The sequence below is a fragment of the Mycobacterium asiaticum genome, assembly GCF_001673635.1.
Taxonomy (GTDB): Bacteria; Actinomycetota; Actinomycetes; order Mycobacteriales; family Mycobacteriaceae; genus Mycobacterium; species Mycobacterium asiaticum_C.
In genome coordinates this window covers 204,600-223,519 of sequence record NZ_LZMH01000035.1, presented here as the reverse complement: position 1 = coordinate 223,519, position 18,920 = coordinate 204,600, and the positions used below count along the sequence as shown (strand labels likewise).

Below are 18,920 nucleotides of genomic sequence, written 5' to 3'. Positions count from 1 at the left end.
GTCTCAGCCGAAGACGGGCAGCGCACGCTTGCGTGCCAGCGCGTCCATGCCGCGCTGGATGCTGTCCTGCACCTCGCGGTACTTGGCCTCGACGTACTCGTCGTCATCGGCGCGGGCGGCGTCGTTGTCCAGCTCGACCGGCGGCATGAAGCGAGTCCTGATCTTGGCGGGCAGCGGCAGTTGCGGCAGGGCTGCAGGCGCGACGCCCCAGGGCAGCGATATCGCCACCGGGAAGACCTTGAGCCGCAGCAATTTGTCCAGCCGCAGCGCCCGCGATAGGCGATCGCCGCGGATCAGCACAGGCATGGCGTCGGCCCCGCCGACCGTGGCGATCGGCACAATCGGCACCCCGGCCCGGATCGCCATCTTCACGAACCCCTTGCGGCCGGCCAGGTTGGCCCGGTCGCGTTCGGTCCACGGCCGAAGCGAATCCACCTCGCCGCCGGGCCACAATGCGACGTCTCGTCCTTCGGCCAGCGCGGTCGCGATCGCGTCGGGTGCCGCGGGCAGCACACCCATCGCCCGGAAGTAGCGACCGATTCCCGGGATGGCCATCAGCGCGTCGTGGGCGGTGCCGTGCAACGGTCGTTCGGGCCCGAAGCGCCGCCACCACTGCAGTCCCACCGTCCACGCATCCCACACGAACGGGGCACCGGAGTGGATTCCGATCAACAGCACCGGCGCCTTGCCGATGTTCTCCCAACCGTCGATCTCCATCCGGAACCAGTAGTCGACCAACGCGTTCCAGAAGAACTTCTGGCGGTGCATGGTTGCTTCGTCCTGACCTTCCAGGTCCCACTGGCCGGCCCGTTGCGCCACCCAACCGCTGACGCCGCCGTCCTGCTTCTCACGCTTGCGCTGCATGGAGGCGCGAGCTTCCTCAGCTTGGCGCTGAGCCTGGTCGACAACTTCCGAGGGCCGGTGATCGCTGTGTGTCATTGGTCTCGCATACCCATATCGCCCACACACAACTCAGATAATCTCGGTCGCCCCGAACAGCAGCCACCCCGCGCCAAGGGCGGTGGCGCGGGGTGGCTGAGGGGTTAGTCAGGCCCCGATGGCCTGAGCCTTAGGCCTGTTCCGTCGACTCAGGCGTCATCTGTCCGGGGACCTGGTTGGCCTGGCCGGGCACGGCGTTCGGCTGACCCGGAGCCGGGTTCGGGTTGACCTGGCCGGGCGCCGGGTTCACCTGACCCGGGACCGTATTGGGCTGACCGGGCACGGTGTTCGGCAGCTGCTGGCCGGGCACCGAGTTAGGTGCCGGCAGGCTGCCCGGGCTGGTTTCCCAAACCAGGACATCCTGGACACCGTCGTTGTAGACGACTCCGTTCGGGGGCGCGCCGGTCACGTCGAAGTAGATCTTGCCGGTCGCGGTATTGCCCTGCGTGATCGGAGCCGGGCTGAGTCCCTGCGGGGTAGCCGGTGCGGCGATCACGCGGTAGTTCTGTCCTTCGGCCCGCGCGTTGAAGTTGGACACGACGGGCGTGACGACGCCGCTGTTGGCCTTCACGTGCACGTCGGCCTGCCACAGCTGACCGGTCGGGGTGTAGCCGGGGATGGTGATGTTGGCCGGCTGCAGGTTGCTGACGGTGTAGTCAGTCACCAGCGGGCCGTCGACCAGTGTCTCGGGTGTGCCAAGTCCCTCAACGATGGTGGGCGCGGACGACGCAGTGGCTGCGCCGAAAAGGCTCACCGCCGCTATGCCGGCGGCACCAATGGCCGTCTTTGCAGTGGTTTTGGTGAACTTCACGCTGAGAATCCTCTCCGTTGGGTTTCGTTGCACGCGGTCAGCAACTCTTCATAGGGCGCTCAACCGCACGCCCTTTCGCATTGCCGCTGAATTGCAGGCTCAAACACACGCCGCTGCGGAAATCGCCTTTGGCCGCCTCCCGACCTGCAGAGACACCCCGATTTTGATTTAGGTCATACACCATTCCCGCCACAGAGTTCACATTGGCATCACGCAGGAAATCCGAATTGCACGCAAAGTTGCGGCGGAAAGGCGTGCCGGTATGTCAAGATGGTTGATATGGCTGATGGTAGCGACGCCCCGCTCGGCTACCTGCTTTATCGGGTGGGCGCCGCGCTGCGACCGGAGGTCTCGTCCGCATTGGCCCCGCTCGGGCTCACGATCGCGGAGTTCGTCTGCCTGCGGATACTTTCGCAATCCCCCGGGTCGTCGAGCGCCGACCTGGCCCGGCGCGCCAACGTCACACCGCAGGCCATGAACACGGTGCTGCGCAAGCTGCAGGACCTCGGTGCGGTGGAGCGGCCCGCGTCGGTGTCCTCCGGTCGGGCACTGCCGGCATCGTTGACCACCGCGGGCCGCGCGCTGTTGAAGCGCGCCGAGACCGTCGTCTTTGCCGCGGACGCCCGACTACTCGCCCGGTTGACCGACTCTCAGCGGCGGGAGTTCCGACGCATGCTGGAGACGCTCGGCGCTGAGTGAGCGGTCAGTCCTGAATCCGGGCCCACGGGCGGGCCTCTTCAAGCTCGAAGGCCAGCTCCAGCAGCCGCGCTTCGGCGCCGACGGCCGCCGAGAGCATCATGCCCACCGGCAGGCCGTTGGCGGACTGAGCCAGCGGCAACGAGATCGCAGGGTCGCCGGTGACGTTCTGCAGGGGCGTGAACGTCACCCAGCGTGACAGCCGCTCGATGACCTGGTGGTAGTCGGTGGGGTCCAGGTACCCGACCTGGGGCGGCTCGGCGGCGACCGTCGGGGTGAGGACGGCGTCATAAGTGGCGTACAAGGGTGCGCTCAGCCGCCGCGCGGCCCGCAGCCGCACGATTGCCCGGGGTAACCGGTGCAGGTTGCGAGTGGCGTGCCGAGCCAATCCCAGGGTCAGGTTGTCCAGCCGGGACGAATCGAACGTCTTGCCGAAGGTCAGCCGGCCGGTGCGCAGCTGCGCCAGCGCCAACAGACCCCAATAGAGGATGAAGTCGTCACCGAACGTGCTTGCCGCGGGCGGGGCATCCAGGTGCTCGACACGGTGCCCGAGTTCCTCGAGCAGGGCGGCGGTCTTCAGCGTCAGATCTGTGACTTCGGAGCTGGATTCGTGGTCGACCGAGCGGGTCAGCACGGCGATCCTCAGCCGTTGCTTGCCCGGTCGGGTGATGTCGCCGATCGGAGGCAGTTTGTGTGCCCGGTATGCGCGCTCGGCCTCGCGGAAGAACGCGGCCGTATCGCGCACCGTGCGGGTCACCACGCCGTTGGCGACGATGACCACCGGCAGCCGACGCAATTCGGGGTCCAGCGGCAACCGGCCGCGGGACGGCTTGAGCCCGACCAGACCGTTGCAGGCGGCGGGAATGCGGATGGAGCCGCCACCGTCGTTGGCGTGTGCGATGGGCACCACCCCGGCCGCGACGAAAGCTCCCGATCCTGACGAGGAGGCGCCCGCGGTGTATTCGGGGTTCCACGGGTTGCGCACCGGCCCCAGGCGTGGGTGTTCGGCGGCGCCGCTGAACCCGAACTCCGACAGCTGGGTCTTGCCCAGCGAGATCAGCCCGGTGCCGAGCACCACTCGGGCAACTTCGCTGTGCGTTTTGGCCGGGTACGGGGTCCAGGCGTCGGTGCCCCGCATCGACGGCTGACCGGCGACGTCGACGTTGTCCTTGATGAAGGTTGGCACGCCCTGGAAGAACCGGGTGACCTCGCGTGACGCTTCCTCGCGCGCGGTGTCGTAGGACCGGTACGCCAGGCCGTTGAGCCGCTCGTTGACGGCCTCGCAGCGCGCGATGGCCGCCTCGACGACCTCTGACGGACTCAGCTGCCGGGATCGCAGCGCCTCAGCGAGCCCGACAGCGTCCAGCTCGCCGAGGGCGTCGTCGCCGAAGGCGTGTACGCGGGGCATGGCCGCTCGCCCGCCCGTCAGGCCTGGCCGACCTCGAACCGGACGAACCGCGTCACGGTGACCCCGGCCTCGTCGAGCAGCGCCTTGACGGTCTTCTTGTTGTCCGACACCGAGGGCTGCTCGAGCAGCACGGTGTCCTTGAAGAAGCCGTTGACCCGGCCCTCGACGATCTTGGGCAGTGCCTGCTCCGGCTTGCCCTCGGCCTTCGCGGTTTCCTCGGCGATGCGGCGCTCGCTGGCGACGACGTCTTCGGGCACGTCCTCACGGGTGAGGTAGCGGGCCTTGAGCGCGGCGATCTGCAGCGCCACCGCGTGGGCGGCCTCGGCGTTGTCGCCGTTGTACTCGACCAGGACGCCGACCGCGGGCGGCAGGTCAGCCGAACGACGGTGCAGGTAGGTCTCCACGGTTCCGTCGAAGATCGCCACCCGGCGCAGTTCCAGCTTTTCGCCGATCTTGGCCGAGAGTGCGGCGATGGCCTCCTCGACCGTCTCGCCACCGGCGCTGGCCGCCTTGAGGGAGTCGACATCGGTGGCCTTTGCGGAGACCGCGGCCTCGACGACCTTGTTGGCCAGCTCCTGGAACTCGGCGTTCTTGGCGACGAAGTCCGTCTCGCAGTTCAGCTCGATCAGCGCGCCGTCCTTGGCGGCGACCAGGCCTTCGGCCGTGGCCCGCTCGGCGCGCTTGCCGACGTCTTTGGCGCCCTTGATGCGGAGCGCCTCGACGGCCTTGTCGAAGTCACCGTCGGTTTCCACCAGCGCGTTCTTGCAGTCGAGCATGCCAGCGCCGGTCAGCTCCCGAAGTCGCTTGACGTCGGCAGCGGTGTAATTCGCCAATGCTCAGCCTTTCCTAGGATGCGTCTGTAGTTGGTTCGGTTGCGCCCTCAGTGGCGGGGGTGGCGGTCGCAGCGGCACCGGCCAGCAGCTCCTGCTCCCACTCGGGCAGCGGCTCGGCGGCGTCAGCCTCCGGCTTGCCGTCACCGCGGCCCACGCCGGCGCGGGCCTGCAGACCCTCGGCCACGGCCGAGGCGATGACCTTGGTCAGCAGGGCGGCCGAGCGGATCGCGTCGTCGTTGCCCGGAATCGGGTAGTCGACCTCGTCCGGGTCGCAGTTGGTGTCCAGGATCGCGATGACCGGGATGCCCAGCTTGCGCGCCTCGCCGACGGCGATGTGCTCCTTGTTGGTGTCGACGACCCAGATCGCCGACGGCACCTTGGCCATGTCCCGGATACCACCCAGGGACCGCTCCAGCTTGTTCTTCTCCCGGGTGAGGCCCAGGATTTCCTTCTTGGTGCGACCCTCGAAGCCACCGGTCTGCTCCATCGCCTCGAGCTCCTTGAGGCGCTGCAGCCGCTTGTGCACGGTGGAGAAGTTGGTGAGCATGCCGCCCAGCCAGCGCTGGTTCACGTAGGGCATGCCGACGCGGGTCGCTTCGGCCGCGACGGATTCCTGCGCCTGCTTCTTGGTGCCCACGAACAGCACCGTTCCACCGTGGGCGACGGTCTCCTTGACGAACTCGTACGCCTTGTCGATGAAGGTCAGCGTCTGCTGCAGGTCGATGATGTAGATGCCATTGCGGTCGGTGAAGATGAACCGCTTCATCTTGGGGTTCCAGCGACGGGTCTGATGCCCGAAGTGGGTGCCGCTGTCGAGCAGCTGCTTCATGGTCACAACAGCCATGACTGAGCCCAGCTTTCATGTGTCGGTTGTCGCCCGGCATCGGGTGAAGCCGGGCCCTGGTGTCTGCTGCGATGCCGAACCCGTCGGCCGATTTCCGGCTTCCGGGACCGCTCGGCATGCTGTTGCGGATCCCCGAACTACTGGGTCGCGATGCAGACACGCGAAGTCAGCCCGCTCAAGCGAGCTGCGTCGGAAAGTCTACACCGCTGCGACCGGTGCTTTTTCCATCCACAGCGGGCGCCACCGGTGGCTGGCCCTGGCTGGCGTGTCGGCGGTGCACTGAGCAGGTGCGATGGGTGCTGCTGCTGATTCTGTGTTGGGTGCTGCTCAATGCGCCACCGGCCGACGCCGCCGGCGGACGGCTGGGCTGGCCGCTGCGTCCGCCGGCGGTGGTGCGCACGTTCGATGCGCCGTCACCTAACTGGTTGTCCGGGCATCGCGGGGTGGACCTCGCTGGTTTCGCGGGCCAGCCGGTGTATGCCGCGGGCGACGGTGTGGTGGTGTTCGCCGGGCTGCTGGCCGGCCGGCCCGTCGTGTCGCTCGCGCATCCGGGCGGTCTGCGCACCAGCTACGAACCGGTGCGCGCGGTTGTCTCGGCGGGTGAGCAGGTGGGGGCGGGTTCGGTGCTCGGCGAGCTGGTGGCCGGGCACGCGGGCTGCCCGGTCGCCGCATGTCTGCACTGGGGTGCGATGTGGGGTGCGGCGTCGCGGGCCGACTACGTCGACCCGATCGGGCTGCTGAAGTCCACCCCGATCCGGCTCAAGCCGATTGTGGGTGGCGCGAACAGCCGCTGAAGCACCCATTTCCTGCGGAAGTGAGGCGCTTCATGGTCCGTTCGGCGCCCTAGGCGCGGGGGTGCGCCTGGTCGTGCACCGCGCGCAGCCGGGCGACCGCGACGTGGGTGTAGAGCTGCGTGGTGGCCAGGCTGGAATGACCGAGCAGTTCCTGCACCACCCGCAGATCGGCCCCGCCTTCGAGTAGGTGGGTGGCCGCGCTGTGCCGCAGGCCGTGCGGTCCCATGTCGGGTGCGCCGTCCACCGCGGCAACGGTCTGGTGCACCACGGTGCGCGCCTGACGCACGTCGAGGCGACGGCCGCGGGCGCCCAGCAACAACGCCGGCCCGGATTCGGCGGTGGCCAGGGCGGGGCGTCCGTCGCTCAACCAGGCCCGCAGCGCCTCGGCGGCCGGTTGCCCGAATGGCGCTGTGCGCTGTTTGTTGCCCTTCCCCAGCACGCGGACCAGCCGATGGCTGGTGTCGATGTCGTCGACGTCCAGGCCGCACAGCTCGCTGACCCTGATTCCGGTGGCATAAAGCAATTCGACGATCAGCCGGTCCCGCAACGCCAGCGGATCACCTTGTTCGGCGCCGGATTTCGCCGCGGTCATTGCCGCCAGGGCCTGGTCCTGCCGCAACACCGCGGGCAGGGTGCGATGGGCCTTCGGTACCTGCAGCCGCTCGGCGGGGTCGCCGGCGAGCAGTCCCCGCCGGGTGGCCCAGGCGGTGAAGGCCTTGACCGAGGACGTGCGGCGGGCCAGCGTCGTGCGGGCGGCGCCGGCCCCGGCCGAGGTGGCCAGCCACGATCGCAGCACCGGCAGGGTCAGCTTCTCGAGCCCTGATCCGCGTTCGGCGAGGAAGTCGAACAGCGACCGCAGGTCGCCCAGGTAGGCGCGGCGGGTGTGCGCCGAACGACCGCACTGCAGCTCCAGGTAGTCGTCGAACTCCTCGAGGATGGCCTCGGCCGCGGCCGCCGCCTCGTTGTCTTCCGGCACTCCTCCACGCTGGCCGATGCGGCGTGGCGTTTCTACAGGACGCGCCGCAGTGTGTCCGGGGTGAGATCTTTCAGCGTCGGGTAACCGTCCACAGCCATGATCAGGTCGGCTTCGGCAAGCAGCATGCGCAGCACGTGCACGACGCCGTCGATGCCGCCAAGGGCCAGGCCGTACGCGTAGGGCCGGCCGACACCGACGGCGGTGGCGCCCATGGCCAGCGCCTTGACGATGTCGGCGCCGCTGCGGATACCCGAGTCGAATAGCACCGGCAGACCGTCGGCCGCCTCGACCACGTCGGGCAGGCAGTCCAGGGCGGGTAGGCCGCCGTTGGCCTGGCGCCCGCCGTGAGTGGAGCAGTAGATGCCGTCGACGCCACCGTCCTTGGCGCGCCGGGCGTCGTCGGGGTGGCAGATGCCTTTGATGATCAGCGGCAGATCGGTCAGGGACCGCAGCCAGCTCAGGTCGCTCCAGGTCAGAGGATTGCCGAATGTCTGCGCCCAGCTCAGCACAGTGCCCTGCGGGTCTTCTTCGGGCGGTCGGGCCAGGCCCGCGCGAAACACCGGGTCGCTGGTGTAGTTGCTGAGGCAGAGTCCGCGCAGCTGCGGAAAGTTGGCCGTGGTGAGGTCGCGTGGCCGCCATCCCGGGATCCAGGTATCGAGGGTGACAATGATGGCCTTGAATCCGGCGGCTTCGGCGCGGTGCACCAGGCTGGCGGCCAGGTCCCGGTCCTTGGGTGTGTACAGCTGGAAGAAGCCGGGGGTGTCACCGAACTGGGCGGCGACTTGTTCCATCGGGTCGGCGGTCAGGGTCGACACCACCATCGGAACTCCGGTGCGGGCGGCCGCGCGTGCGGTCGCCAGGTCGCCGTGACCGTCCTGGGCGCAGAGTCCGATGACGCCGATCGGGGCCATGAACAGCGGTGAGGGCAGCTTCATTCCGAACAGGTCGACCGAGAGGTCTCGATCGGTGGCGCCGATGAACATGCGCGGCATCAGGCCCCAACGATCGAATGCCTCGCGATTGGCACGCTGCGTGTGCTCATCGCCGGCACCGCCGACAACGTAGGACCAGACCGACGGCGGCATCGCCATCGCCGCTTTGGCCTCCAGTTCCGCGAAGGCCATCGGGAGCGGGGGCGTTACGCCGGCCAGACCCTGGAAGTAGATCTCGAGCTGATAGTCGCCGAATGCCATGCCCTAGAGAATGCCAGTGGCCCGCGCTACTGCTCCGCGGCCTCCGCTTCGGCCAGCTCCCTCTTCCACTGCCGGAAGGACTCTTCGGTGCGGCCGCGCCGCCAGTAGCCGGAGATCGACGCCCACTGGGCTTCGACGCCGCGCTCTTTGCGGATGTAAGGCCGCAGGTTATGCATGACGGCCTGGGCTTCGCCGTGGATGAATACGTGCACCTGGCCGGGCAGCCAGGGCGCGGTGGTGACCGCCTCTATCAGCGGCGCGTGGTCCCCCGCCCGGTCTTCAGGGACCAGGTCCGCGCGGCCCCCGCGCAGCACCCAGTTGACCTCGACACCCTCTGGCGCGGTCAACTCGATCTCGTCGTCTGGGCCCGCGACCTCGATGAATGCTTTGCCGACCGCCGTCTCGGGCAGCGCCTCGAGCGCCGCGGCGATAGCTGGCAGCGCCGATTCGTCGCCCGCCAGCAGATGCCAGTCGGCGGTCGGGTCGGGCGTGTAGGCGCCGCTCGGCCCCATCAGGTGGATCGGCTCGCCGGGTTGGACCGCGCCGGCCCACTGTCCTGCCACACCGTGCTCGCCGTGCACCGCGATGTCCAGGGTGATGTGGCCGGCCTCTTCGTCGACGCGGCGCACGGTGAGGGTGCGCACCGGCGGCCGTTGCTCGGCGGGCAGGTCAGCAAAGCTGTCCATCGTCAGCGGCTGCGGCAATTCCTGCAGGTCGATGCCGTCGGGTACGAAGACCAGCTTGACGTAGGAGTCAGTGAACTTGCTGGGCACGAAGGCGTCGAAGTCCTTGGCGCCCAACACCACCCGGACCATGTGCGGCGTCAGCTCTTTGGTGCTGACTACCTCGAATGCCTGCAGCGGCCGACCTGCCACTTATCCTCCCTGATCAGACCCGACCCTGAGTCGACTATACGAGTCGCGCCTTCGTGCGGCGTTGACGGACGATCCGCCAGCAGCCGTCGCGGCACTCGGCCAGGCCGGCCAGTTCCAGCATCGCCAGTGGCCCCAGCACCCGCTCAGGGACCAGACCCGAAGCGATGGCGATCTCGTCGACGGTGGCGCCGCCCCGGCCCGGCAAAGCTTCGTAGACCTGACGTTCCGGTTCGCCCAACCCGTCCAGCGCCGTTATCGGGCGCGGCTCTTCGGCGGCCAGCTCGCCGATGCGTCCCACCATCTCGACGATGTCGTCGGCGCGGGTCACCAGCGCCGCATCGTTGCGCAACAGCACGTGGCATCCGGCCGACGCCGAAGAGGTCACCGGGCCGGGCACCGCGCCGACCACCCGGCCCAGGGCCCGTGCCCACGCCGCCGTGTTGGCGGCGCCGCTGCGCAACCCGGCCTCCACGACCACAGCGGCGCCCGAGACCGCGGCCACCAGACGGTTGCGGGTCAGGAAGCGATAGCGCGCCGGCCGGACACCGGGCGGGTACTCGGTGAACAACAGTCCGCGCTGGCCGATGCGATGCAGGAGCGCGGAATGCCCCGAGGGATACGGGACGTCGAGCCCGCCGGCCAGGACGGCCACGGTGATCCCGTCGACAGCCAACGCGGCGCGGTGAGCTGCCCCGTCGATACCGTAGGCGCCGCCCGAGACGACCGCGACGTCACGCTCGGCCAAGCCCGTCGCCAACTCGGCGGTCACATGCTCGCCATAGGCCGTCGACGCTCGGGTGCCAACGAGAGCGGCCGCGCGCTGGGCGACCTCGTCGAGGCGCTCCGGACCGATCGCCCACAGGACCATCGGCGCCACCAGCGGCGCGCCTTTAGGTGCCCGGGTGCCATCGAACGCGGCGAACGCCAGTATCGGCCACTCGTCATCACCGGGTGTGATCAATCGGCCGCCCCGCCGTGCGATCAGCTCCAAATCGGCTGCAGCAGAATCGATTTCTCGCCGGGCGGCGGTCTGCCTCAGCAACTCGTCGTCGACCAGCCCCCGACGGATCCGCTCGGCCGCCTCGCGGGGCCCGACGGCTGCGACCAGCGCGGCCAGTTCGGCGCAAGGCGGTTCGGCCACCCGGGACAGATAGGCCCACGCCAACAATGTGGGATCGGCGCTCATCGCCGTGTCCCCGATTGCCGGAAACTCAACGCGGCGGCGACATCGGCCAGGTCCGGCGAAGTGCGCCCGGCCAGGTCGGCCAGGCTCCACGCGACGCGCAACGTGCGGTCTACCCCGCGGATACTGAGCGCACCACGATCCAGGGCGTCGCGCAGTGGTCGCATCGCGGTGTTGCCTAGCCGGAATTTCCTGCGCAGCAACGGGCCACTGACCTCGGCGTTGGTGCGGAAGCCGTGCCGCCGCCAACGCTCGGCCGCCGCATCCCGGGCTTTCTTCACGCGCTCGCGCACTTGCGCGGTCGACTCGCCGTCGGTGCCCGTGAATGCGCCGGCCCGTACCGAATGCATCTGCACCCGCAGGTCCACCCGGTCCAGCAGTGGCCCGGAGAGCTTGCCAAGATAGCGCCGTTTGACCGGCGCCGCGCAGATGCAGTCCTGCGGGTCGGCGGGCGCGCATGGGCACGGATTCGCGGCCAGGATCAGTTGGAACCGCGCCGGATAACACGCCACACCGTCACGGCGGGCGAGGCGAATCTCGCCGTCTTCCAACGGTGTTCGCAGTGCTTCTAGCGCCCGGACGCCGATCTCGGCGCACTCGTCGAGAAATAGCACCCCGCGGTGTGCCCGACTCACCGCCCCGGGACGCGCCATCCCTGAGCCACCGCCGACCAGAGCGGCAACGCTTGAGCTGTGGTGCGGCGCCACAAACGGCGGTCTGGTGATCAGCGGTGTGTCGCAGGACAGCAGTCCGGCCACCGAATGTATCGCGGTCACTTCCAGCGACTCCGCGTGCGATAACGGCGGCAGCAAGCCCGGAAGACGTTGTGCCAGCATCGTTTTGCCCACCCCCGGTGGACCGGTCATCATCAGGTGATGCGCTCCCGCCGCGGCCACCTCGACGGCGAAACGGGCCTGTGACTGTCCGAGGACATCGACCAGGTCGGCGGCCGGCTCGTCACTGGCGGCGGCTCCCGGGATCGCCGGATCCAGCGGCCCGCCCCCGTTCAGCCAGCTCTTCAACTGGCCGAGGGTGCGCACGCCGCACACGTCGATTCCGTCGATCAGGCTGGCCTCGGCCAGGTTCTCAGCCGGAACCACGACGCACGGCCAGCCTTCGTGTTTGGCGGCCAACACGGCGGGCAGCACCCCGCGCACCGGCCGCACCCGGCCGTCCAGCGCCAACTCCCCCAGCAGCACTGCCTTCTCCAGGCGATCCCATGGCTTCTTGCGCTTGGCCGACAACACGGCGGCGGCCAGGGCAATGTCGTACACCGAGCCCATCTTCGGCAACGTCGCCGGTGAAAGCGCAAGGGTGAGCCGGGATTGAGGCCATTCGTCGCCGCAGTTGGTGACCGCCGCCCGCACCCGGTCTCGGGATTCCTGCAACGCCGCGTCCGGCAGACCGACCAGGTGCACACCCGGCAGTCCCGAGGTGATGAAGGCTTCAATCTCGACGATGTGCCCGTCCAGCCCGCGGACCGCAACGGAGAACGCACGCCCCAGCGCCATCAGCCGATCCCCTTGATGTGCGTGAGCTCGGGAACTGGGCGGCGACCGATCCGCACACCGATCACATCGATGCGGATCGCCGGCCAACGCTGATTCTGACCGGCCAACCAAAGCCCGGCCAGGCGGCGCAACCTGCGGACCTTCGACGCGTTGACTGCCTGCGCGAGCCCGCCGTAGCCGTCTCCGCTACGGGTCTTCACCTCGACGAAAATCACTGTGCCCGTAGTCGGGTCGGTGGCAATCACATCGAGTTCGCCGTACCGGCAACGCCAATTGCGGGCCAGGACCCGCAAACCCAGGCGAGTCAGATGATCTACGGCCAGTTGCTCGCCTAACGCTCCCAACTGGGCGCGAGTTAACGTCGTCATGCGGCCCAGGGTGCGCGGCGGCGCCGACACCACCGCCAGTGAGCGGCCGAAAAAGGCCGCAGGGCAACGAGTTATCCCCAGTCAAACATTCATCAACAGCCCGCCCCGAGGCGCGGCCTCGGGCGGTGAATCAAGTCCGCTTGCTCGGAATGATGATGACGATGATGAGCGTGAGGATGCTGAAGAACAGGCCACAGATCCCCCAGATGAGGGCGCTACGTCCTTTCATCGACGCGATAAGGGCGCAGACGATGGCCGCGATCACGCTGCCGATCGCTACGAAGATCCCCTTGATCCCGCGCAGGATGAAACCTGCTGCCTCGGGGTTGCTTTGTGCGGCAAGGACGAGTTCATGCAGCATGGCCGGCTCCTCAGCTGTGTGCAGCGATACGACCGGCTACCCGCGTCCCGAGCTTTCCAATCCAGCCAGTAAGGCCCTAGGTGACGCGGTCCGGTCTGGTGTACACGTTCATCGAATCCTGCCGCAGAAAAGCCACCAGGGTGATCCCGGACTCCTCGGCCAGCGACACCGCCAGCGACGACGGCGCCGATACGGCAGCCAGCACGGGAATCCCAGCCATCAAAGCTTTTTGGGTCAGTTCGAACGAGGCCCGCCCGCTGACCAACAGCACCGAGGCAGCCAGCGGCACCCGGTCGTGCTCGAGCGCCCATCCGATCACCTTGTCGACCGCGTTGTGGCGACCGATGTCCTCGCGAACGGCCAACATGGCCCCGTCCACGCCGAACAGCGCCGCGGCGTGCAGACCACCGGTCGCTGCGAAAACCTTCTGCGCATCCCGCAGGTCGTCCGGCATGGCTCGCAGGGTGTCGGCGGCGACGGTCACGGGATCGTCACCGGGCGAGTAACGGCTGACCAGTTGCACCGCATCCAGCGACGCTTTCCCGCAGACACCGCACGAGGAGGTGGTGTAGAAGTTGCGGGTGAGGTCCAGGTCGGGCGACGGGAGGTCCGCGGACAGAGTGACGTCCAGGACGTTGTAGTTGTTGACGCCGTCGTCCCCGCGGCCGTCGCAGTAACGGATGGTGTGCACGTCCCCGCGTTGCCCGATGATGCCCTCGGTCAGCAGAAACCCCTGCGCCAGTTCGAAATCCGAGCCTGGTGTGCGCATGGTGACGGTGGTAGCTGTCCCGTTGACGCGGATCTCCAGCGGCTCCTCGACGGCCAGGGTTTCTTGTCGGGTGATCGCTTGACCTGCTGACAGATGCGCGACGCGCCGGCGCGCCGTTACGTGCCCCACGGCGTCTTTCCGGCGGTCACGGCGTCGTTCCGGCTGTCACGGCCTCAACGTACCCCGGCCGCAACTAGACCGCAGAAGCCAGCGACTCGAGGGCCTCGGCCGATGTGTGGGTGGGCTGCCAACCCAGTTCATTCTTGGCCTTCGCGGTGTCCATCACCACCGATGTCCGTGCGACGTGCAGCCATTCCAGCAGTGACGGCACGAACGGCAACCGGGTGATTGCTGCGGACGCCGCCGAGGCCGCCGCGGCGGGCACGCGCACGGCACGCGCGCCCAGTGCCCGCGCCACCTCGCTGACGGTCACCGTTCCGTCACCGGCGATGTTGTAAGCCCCGGGCGGGGCGGGTGCGGTGGCAGCCAGCGCGATCGCGATGGCGACATCGTCGTGATGAACAAGCTGAAGGGGAAACCCGGGGTCAGGCACGACCGGCTTCAGCAGCGGCACGGCCTTGCTCGCGGCGCGCACGATGCCGGGCAGACTCTTCAGGGGCGCCGCCAGCGCCGGTGCTTCCGGCCCGGTGACAATGCATGGCCGCAGCACGAAAACTTCCAGCGAGGAACCTTCGGTAACTTCGGCCAGCACCGCCTCGCAGGCCGCCTTCTGGGCCGAGTAGTAATGCTCGGCGGAACCACGGGCCGGGACATCTTCGGTCAACGGCACCGGGTTGTCGGAGTGATACCCATAGGCGGCGACCGACGAGGTGTAAACGAGTCGTCGGGGCCGTTCCGCGGCCACCGTGGCTTCGAAGACATTGCGGGTGCCCTGCAGGTTCACCCGTTCGCTGTCTTCCCGCGACCCCATGATGAGGAAGGCCAGGTGGATCACCACGTCGGCTTCGGAGACCAGCTCGTCGACGGCGTCCCGATCCAGAATGTCACCTTGCTTGTAGATCGTTTTGGCCCAGCCATGCGTCAGCGGGTCGAAAGGCCGGCGCGCCATCCCGATGATCCTGTCCACCGTGGGTTCGCGCTCCAGCGCCGTGACGGCCGAAATGCCAATCTCGCCGGTCGGGCCGGTAATCGCGACAGTGATACCCACTCGACCTGATCTTCCCGGGCCCGCGGCCGGTCAAACGGCGCAAGCCAATGTGTGCGAAACGCAACAGATGGCTATTCATATCCGGTCCGTAGGGGTCTAACCGAAAGTGTGGCCATGAAGCTGATTGCTCCAGCCGACTCCATGTTTCTGGTCGGCGAGTCACGTGAACACCCGATGCACGTCGGCGCTTTGCAACTCTTCAAACCGCCCGAAGGCGCCGATGAAGAATTCGTGACCGAGGCCTACGAGTCGATGCTCAATTGCACCGACGTCCAGCCCACCTTCCGCAAGCACCCGGCGTTCTTCGGGCCGCTCACCAACCTGGCTTGGGCGCTCGATAAAGAGGTCGAACTCGACTACCACTTCCGACGCTCGGCCCTGCCCCGCCCGGGTCGCGTCCGCGAACTGCTGGAGCTGGCCTCGCGGCTGCACGGCAGCCTGCTCGACCGCCACCGGCCGCTCTGGGAAGCCCATCTGGTCGAAGGGCTCAACGACGGCCGCTACGCGGTCTACACCAAGTTCCACCATTCGCTGATGGACGGCGTTTCCGCGTTGCGGTTGATGCAGCGCGCCTTCACCGCCGACGCAAGCGACGACGAGGTCCGCGTGCCATGGGAGCTCAAGCCCCGGCACCGGCCGGACAGCGGCGGGGGTTCGTCTCCGCTGGACGCGCTGACCGGCACCCTGGGATCAGCCGTCGCGCTCGGCCCGTCCACACTGAACCTGGCACGCGCGGCGTTGCTCGAGCAGCAGCTCACCTTCCCGTTCAGGGCGCCCAAGACGATGTTCAACGTGCGCATCGGCGGCGCCCGGCGCATCGCCGCGCAATCGTGGTCGCTGGAACGCATCAACGCGGTGAAAGCCGCCGCGGGCGCGACCTTCAACGATGTCGTGCTGGCGATGTCGGCCGGCGCCCTTCGTGCGTACCTGATCGAACAGAACGCGCTGCCTGATGCGCCGCTGATCGCGATGGTTCCCGTCAGCCTGCGCAAGGAAGGCGACGCCGAAGGCGGCGGCAACGCGGTGGGCACGGTGTTGTGCAACCTGAACACTGACGTCGAGGACGCCGGTGACCGCCTTGCCGGGATCAGTTCGTCGATGCGCGAGCAGAAACAGGTCTTCAATCAGCTGCCGAAGGCGCAGCAACTCGCCCTGTCGGCGTTCATGACCGGTGGCCTGTTCCTCGGCCTGATCCCGGGCTTCATCCGCACTGCCCCGCCACCGTTCAACATCGTGATCTCCAACGTACCCGGGTCCAAGGAACCCTTGTACTGGCGCGGTGCGCAAATGGTCGGTAACTACCCGTTGTCGATCACATTGGACGGTCAGGCGATGAATATCACCGTCACGAACAACGCCGAGAACATAGACTTCGGACTCGTCGGCGCCAGAGGCAGCGTGCCCCACCTGCAACACATGCTGAGCCACCTGGAGACGTCACTGAAGGATCTCGAACGCGCCGTCGGCGTGTGAGGGGAACGGCGGCCAGCTACTCTACGGCCATCGGAACACAGTCCCGAGGGAGGTGGAGACGTGGCCAACCAGCCCGACACCGGGTCCGGCTCGGCACCCAGTGCCCTGACCGCAGACCCAGCGACGGTGTTCGCTGCGTTGGCCGAGATCATCTACCAGGGCTCGGACGCGACCCAGATGTACGCCGCGATCTGCGTCGCGGCCACCTTGGTCGTGCCGGGCTGCGACCACGCGAGCCTGTTGGTGAAGCGCAACGACCGGTACGTCACGGTGGGCGCCAGCTCCAAGCTGGCGCACCAAGTCGACGACCTGGAGCGACGCGCCGGCGACGGACCCTGCATCGATGCCATTGAAGAGGAGACCCCGCAGATCGAGCCGGACCTGACCAAACCCACCCAGTGGCAGCACTTCGCGGCCCGCCTTATCGAAGAAACACCGATCCGGGGCGCCATGGGTTTCCGGCTGTTGATCGACAAACGCAAGGGCGCTGCGCTGAACCTGTTCAGCGAGACGCCCAACACGTTCAATTCGGAGTCGGCGGGACGGGCGGCGGTGTTGGCGGCGTTCGCCAGCGTGGCGATCAACGCGATCGCCCACGGCGAGGACGCGTCCAGCCTGCGACGAGGCCTGCTGAGCAACCGCGAGATCGGCAAGGCGGTCGGCATGCTGATGATGCTGCACGGCCTGGGCGAAGACGACGCGTTCGATCTGTTGCGGCGGCACTCGCAGAGCCTGAACATCAAGCTGGCCGACGTGGCGCGACGGGTCATCGACGCCCGCGGTAACCTGCCGGCCGACGAGAACGTCTAGCGCCGGACTACTCCGGGAGCCGCAGCTCGGGCTTTTCTACCTCTTCGATGTTGACGTCCTTGAACGTCACGACCCGCACCTGCTTGACGAAGCGAGCCGGACGGTACATGTCCCACACCCACGCGTCGGCCAGCCGCAGCTCGAAGTAGACCTCGCCGTCGGCGTTGCGCGGCACCATTTCCACGCTGTTGGCCAGGTAGAAGCGGCGCTCCGTCTCCACGACGTAGCTGAACTGCCCGACGATGTCCTTGTATTCGCGGTACAGCGAGAGCTCCATCTCGGTTTCATACTTTTCGAGATCTTCTGCGCTCATCTGTTCAGACGTCCTTCTCCCGGAGCTGATGCCCCATCTTTCCTCACTGGTATGACCCGTGCTCGCCCGGAGGGTCGGGGAGGCACTCGGCCACGGTCCGGACGGTGGATCCCGTGGCCACCCGCCGGACGTTGATGAACGAATAGCGGTGCTCGGGGCACGGCCCCAGGCCGGCCAGAGCGCGGCCGTGCGCGGGGGTGCTGTAGCCCTTGTGCTCGGCGAAACCGTACCCGGGGTGCTTGGCGTCCAAAGCGACCATGAACCGGTCCCTGCTCACCTTGGCCAGCACACTGGCCGCGGCGATGCAGGCGGCGGCCGCATCACCACCGATCACCGGCAGTGACGGAACGGCCAGCCCGGGTACCCGGAAACCGTCGCTCAGCACGTAGCCCGGCCGCACCGACAAGCCGGCCACCGCACGTCGCATCCCTTCGATGTTGGCCACGTGCACGCCCCGCCGGTCCACCTCGGTCGACGGGATGAACACCACGTGATAGGCCACCGCATACCGGCAGATCAACGGGAACAGCTTCTCCCGCACCTTCTCCGTAAGCTTCTTCGAATCATCAAGCGCAGCAAGGCTTTCCAAGCGATTCGGACCGAGGACGCAGGCTGCGACCACTAGCGGGCCCGCGCACGCTCCACGACCCACCTCGTCGACTCCGGCCACCGGACCCAACCCGCTGCGGTGCAGCGCGGACTCTAACGTGCGTAATCCCGAAGACTTCCGGATTACCGTCCGGGGCGGCCAAGTGGTGGCCATGACTATTGCGCCTGCTGAGGGTTCACCGAACCTACGCCACCCCACCGCGACGGCGGCCACACGATGAACCTGGCCTTGCCGATCACGTTGGCGACGGGCACCGTCCCCGCCATCGGATCACCGGTGCACAGCATCGGGCAGTGCGCGCGGGAATCCGCCGAATGGGTCCGGTTGTCACCCATCACCCACAGCCGTCCCGGCGGGACGGTGACCGGTCCGAACTCGCTGCCCAGGCACGGATACACCGACGGGTCGGCCATCATGGTGTTCGCGTCCAGATACGGCTCTTTGAGCGGCTTGCCGTTGACCGTCAGGCCCGTGTCGGCCCGGCACTGCACCGTCTGCCCGCCGACCGCGATCACCCGCTTGACCAGGTCGTTCTCGTCGGGCGGCACGAAGCCGATGAACGACAACGCGTTCTGCACCCAGCGCAGGGCGGTGTTGGACGAGCGGATCGACTTGTAACCGACGTTCCAGGACGGCGGGCCCTTGAACACGATGACGTCGCCGGGCTGCGGCGAGCTGAAGCGGTAGGTCAGCTTGTCGACCATGATCCGGTCCCCGACGCACGTCGCGCACCCGTGCAAGGTGGGTTCCATCGACTCCGACGGAATCAGGTACGGACGCGCGACGAACGTCAGCACGAAGTAGTAGATGGCGATCGCGACGATGGCAAGCCACGTGAGTTCGCGCAGCGTAGAGCGCTTCTTGGGGTTCGAGTCGTCGGTCTTGGAGTCCGATTCGGGCTCGGATCCAGGATCAGCGGCCGACGGGGAATCCTCCGCCGGAGAGTCCTCGGTTCCAGTCACGAGATCAGCGTAGCCAGCACTAG

General features: G+C 67.8%; 19 protein-coding genes and 2 pseudogenes. 4 read left to right on the top strand and 17 right to left on the bottom strand.

Features of this window, described 5'->3' with window-relative positions; genetic code table 11:
- Positions 1 to 3: 3 nt before the first annotated feature.
- Both A5645_RS09490 and A5645_RS09485 read right to left on the bottom strand, forming a co-directional pair.
- Positions 4 to 939 (bottom strand): lysophospholipid acyltransferase family protein, encoded by a 936-nt coding sequence (locus tag A5645_RS09490; protein WP_081288249.1) that lies wholly within the window; start codon positions 937 to 939, stop codon positions 4 to 6.
- Positions 940 to 1,069: 130 nt separating this feature from the next.
- Positions 1,070 to 1,750: a DUF1942 domain-containing protein gene (locus A5645_RS09485; RefSeq protein WP_065034374.1), complete on the bottom strand. Its 681-nt coding sequence runs from the start codon at positions 1,748 to 1,750 to the stop codon at positions 1,070 to 1,072.
- A 279-nt stretch (positions 1,751 to 2,029) separates the two neighbouring features.
- Between A5645_RS09485 and A5645_RS09480 the strand changes: the two genes are divergently transcribed.
- Positions 2,030 to 2,449: a MarR family winged helix-turn-helix transcriptional regulator gene (locus A5645_RS09480; protein WP_065129331.1), complete on the top strand. Its 420-nt coding sequence runs from the start codon at positions 2,030 to 2,032 to the stop codon at positions 2,447 to 2,449.
- A gap of 4 nt (positions 2,450 to 2,453) precedes the next feature.
- Here A5645_RS09480 and A5645_RS09475 read toward each other — a convergent pair whose 3' ends face one another.
- Genes A5645_RS09475 through rpsB form a run of 3 tightly spaced genes read right to left on the bottom strand, consistent with a single transcriptional unit; the run spans position 2,454 to position 5,531 of the window.
- A complete protein-coding gene (locus A5645_RS09475; protein WP_065129330.1) occupies positions 2,454 to 3,854 on the bottom strand; it encodes an amidase in 1,401 nt (466 codons plus the stop codon).
- A gap of 17 nt (positions 3,855 to 3,871) precedes the next feature.
- On the bottom strand, positions 3,872 to 4,687 hold the full coding sequence (gene tsf / locus A5645_RS09470; protein ID WP_065118772.1) for a translation elongation factor Ts: 816 nt from the start codon (positions 4,685 to 4,687) through the stop codon (positions 3,872 to 3,874).
- A 13-nt stretch (positions 4,688 to 4,700) separates the two neighbouring features.
- Positions 4,701 to 5,531 carry a 30S ribosomal protein S2 gene (rpsB, locus tag A5645_RS09465; RefSeq protein WP_065034378.1) on the bottom strand — a complete coding sequence of 277 codons (831 nt, stop codon included), beginning with the start codon at positions 5,529 to 5,531 and terminating at the stop codon, positions 4,701 to 4,703.
- Positions 5,532 to 5,791: 260 nt separating this feature from the next.
- Between rpsB and A5645_RS09460 the strand changes: the two are divergent.
- Positions 5,792 to 6,301: pseudogene (locus tag A5645_RS09460) on the top strand (M23 family metallopeptidase); the annotation flags it as partial.
- Between the two features lie 73 nt (positions 6,302 to 6,374).
- Here A5645_RS09460 and A5645_RS09455 read toward each other — a convergent pair.
- The 9 genes from A5645_RS09455 to A5645_RS09415 all read right to left on the bottom strand — a co-directional run bounded on the left by A5645_RS09455 (position 6,375) and on the right by A5645_RS09415 (position 14,729).
- The gene (locus A5645_RS09455; protein WP_065129328.1) at positions 6,375 to 7,301 is read right to left on the bottom strand and encodes a tyrosine recombinase XerC; all 927 of its coding nucleotides are present in this window, start codon (positions 7,299 to 7,301) and stop codon (positions 6,375 to 6,377) included.
- A gap of 32 nt (positions 7,302 to 7,333) precedes the next feature.
- Complete coding sequence (locus tag A5645_RS09450; protein WP_065129327.1) at positions 7,334 to 8,494, bottom strand: lactate 2-monooxygenase; 1,161 nt, start codon at positions 8,492 to 8,494, stop codon at positions 7,334 to 7,336.
- Positions 8,495 to 8,520: 26 nt separating this feature from the next.
- Positions 8,521 to 9,369, bottom strand: coding sequence for a siderophore-interacting protein (locus A5645_RS09445; protein ID WP_065129326.1), 849 nt, complete (start codon positions 9,367 to 9,369; stop codon positions 8,521 to 8,523).
- A gap of 34 nt (positions 9,370 to 9,403) precedes the next feature.
- Positions 9,404 to 10,555, bottom strand: coding sequence for a DNA-processing protein DprA (gene dprA / locus A5645_RS09440; RefSeq protein ID WP_065129325.1), 1,152 nt, complete (start codon positions 10,553 to 10,555; stop codon positions 9,404 to 9,406).
- Entirely contained in the window at positions 10,552 to 12,063 is a 1,512-nt protein-coding gene (locus tag A5645_RS09435) for a YifB family Mg chelatase-like AAA ATPase (protein ID WP_065129324.1), read from the bottom strand. The genes dprA and A5645_RS09435 overlap by 4 nt, the downstream gene beginning before the upstream one ends.
- Positions 12,063 to 12,431 carry a YraN family protein gene (locus A5645_RS09430; protein WP_065129378.1) on the bottom strand — a complete coding sequence of 123 codons (369 nt, stop codon included), beginning with the start codon at positions 12,429 to 12,431 and terminating at the stop codon, positions 12,063 to 12,065. The genes A5645_RS09435 and A5645_RS09430 overlap by 1 nt, the downstream gene beginning before the upstream one ends.
- A gap of 130 nt (positions 12,432 to 12,561) precedes the next feature.
- A complete protein-coding gene (locus A5645_RS09425) occupies positions 12,562 to 12,792 on the bottom strand; it encodes a deoxyribodipyrimidine photolyase (protein WP_065034384.1) in 231 nt (76 codons plus the stop codon).
- 76 nt (positions 12,793 to 12,868) lie between these two features.
- Positions 12,869 to 13,690 carry a formate dehydrogenase accessory sulfurtransferase FdhD gene (gene fdhD / locus A5645_RS09420; protein ID WP_065129323.1) on the bottom strand — a complete coding sequence of 274 codons (822 nt, stop codon included), beginning with the start codon at positions 13,688 to 13,690 and terminating at the stop codon, positions 12,869 to 12,871.
- 64 nt (positions 13,691 to 13,754) lie between these two features.
- Positions 13,755 to 14,729, bottom strand: coding sequence for an NAD-dependent epimerase/dehydratase family protein (locus tag A5645_RS09415; protein ID WP_065034386.1), 975 nt, complete (start codon positions 14,727 to 14,729; stop codon positions 13,755 to 13,757).
- 114 nt (positions 14,730 to 14,843) lie between these two features.
- Here A5645_RS09415 and A5645_RS09410 point away from each other — a divergent pair, with 114 nt between their 5' ends.
- Both A5645_RS09410 and A5645_RS09405 read left to right on the top strand, forming a co-directional pair.
- Complete coding sequence (locus A5645_RS09410; protein ID WP_065034387.1) at positions 14,844 to 16,202, top strand: WS/DGAT/MGAT family O-acyltransferase; 1,359 nt, start codon at positions 14,844 to 14,846, stop codon at positions 16,200 to 16,202.
- Positions 16,203 to 16,262: 60 nt separating this feature from the next.
- Positions 16,263 to 17,012, top strand: a complete 750-nt coding sequence (locus tag A5645_RS09405) for a GAF and ANTAR domain-containing protein (protein ID WP_065034388.1) — start codon at positions 16,263 to 16,265, stop codon at positions 17,010 to 17,012.
- 7 nt (positions 17,013 to 17,019) lie between these two features.
- Here A5645_RS09405 and A5645_RS09400 read toward each other — a convergent pair whose 3' ends face one another.
- From A5645_RS09400 to lepB, 3 genes and pseudogenes are all read right to left on the bottom strand, one after another.
- Positions 17,020 to 17,325, bottom strand: coding sequence for a DUF2469 domain-containing protein (locus A5645_RS09400; RefSeq protein WP_012393608.1), 306 nt, complete (start codon positions 17,323 to 17,325; stop codon positions 17,020 to 17,022).
- A gap of 21 nt (positions 17,326 to 17,346) precedes the next feature.
- Positions 17,347 to 18,088: pseudogene (locus A5645_RS09395) on the bottom strand (ribonuclease HII); the annotation flags it as partial.
- 2 nt (positions 18,089 to 18,090) lie between these two features.
- Entirely contained in the window at positions 18,091 to 18,897 is an 807-nt protein-coding gene (lepB, locus tag A5645_RS09390; RefSeq protein WP_065034390.1) for a signal peptidase I, read from the bottom strand.
- Positions 18,898 to 18,920: the final 23 nt, after the last annotated feature.

Bases quoted from the DNA above. Each gene is read 5' to 3' on its own strand.
- A5645_RS09490 (WP_081288249.1), bottom strand. From the start codon at position 939: ATGACACACAGCGATCACCGGCCCTCGGAAGTTGTCGACCAGGCTCAG.
- A5645_RS09480 (WP_065129331.1), top strand. From the start codon at position 2,030: ATGGCTGATGGTAGCGACGCCCCGCTCGGCTACCTGCTTTATCGGGTG.
- A5645_RS09475 (WP_065129330.1), bottom strand. From the start codon at position 3,854: ATGCCCCGCGTACACGCCTTCGGCGACGACGCCCTCGGCGAGCTGGAC.
- rpsB (WP_065034378.1), bottom strand. From the start codon at position 5,531: ATGGCTGTTGTGACCATGAAGCAGCTGCTCGACAGCGGCACCCACTTC.
- A5645_RS09450 (WP_065129327.1), bottom strand. From the start codon at position 8,494: ATGGCATTCGGCGACTATCAGCTCGAGATCTACTTCCAGGGTCTGGCC.
- dprA (WP_065129325.1), bottom strand. From the start codon at position 10,555: ATGAGCGCCGATCCCACATTGTTGGCGTGGGCCTATCTGTCCCGGGTG.
- A5645_RS09435 (WP_065129324.1), bottom strand. From the start codon at position 12,063: ATGGCGCTGGGGCGTGCGTTCTCCGTTGCGGTCCGCGGGCTGGACGGG.
- A5645_RS09430 (WP_065129378.1), bottom strand. From the start codon at position 12,431: ATGACGACGTTAACTCGCGCCCAGTTGGGAGCGTTAGGCGAGCAACTG.
- A5645_RS09425 (WP_065034384.1), bottom strand. From the start codon at position 12,792: ATGCTGCATGAACTCGTCCTTGCCGCACAAAGCAACCCCGAGGCAGCA.
- A5645_RS09410 (WP_065034387.1), top strand. From the start codon at position 14,844: ATGAAGCTGATTGCTCCAGCCGACTCCATGTTTCTGGTCGGCGAGTCA.
- A5645_RS09400 (WP_012393608.1), bottom strand. From the start codon at position 17,325: ATGAGCGCAGAAGATCTCGAAAAGTATGAAACCGAGATGGAGCTCTCG.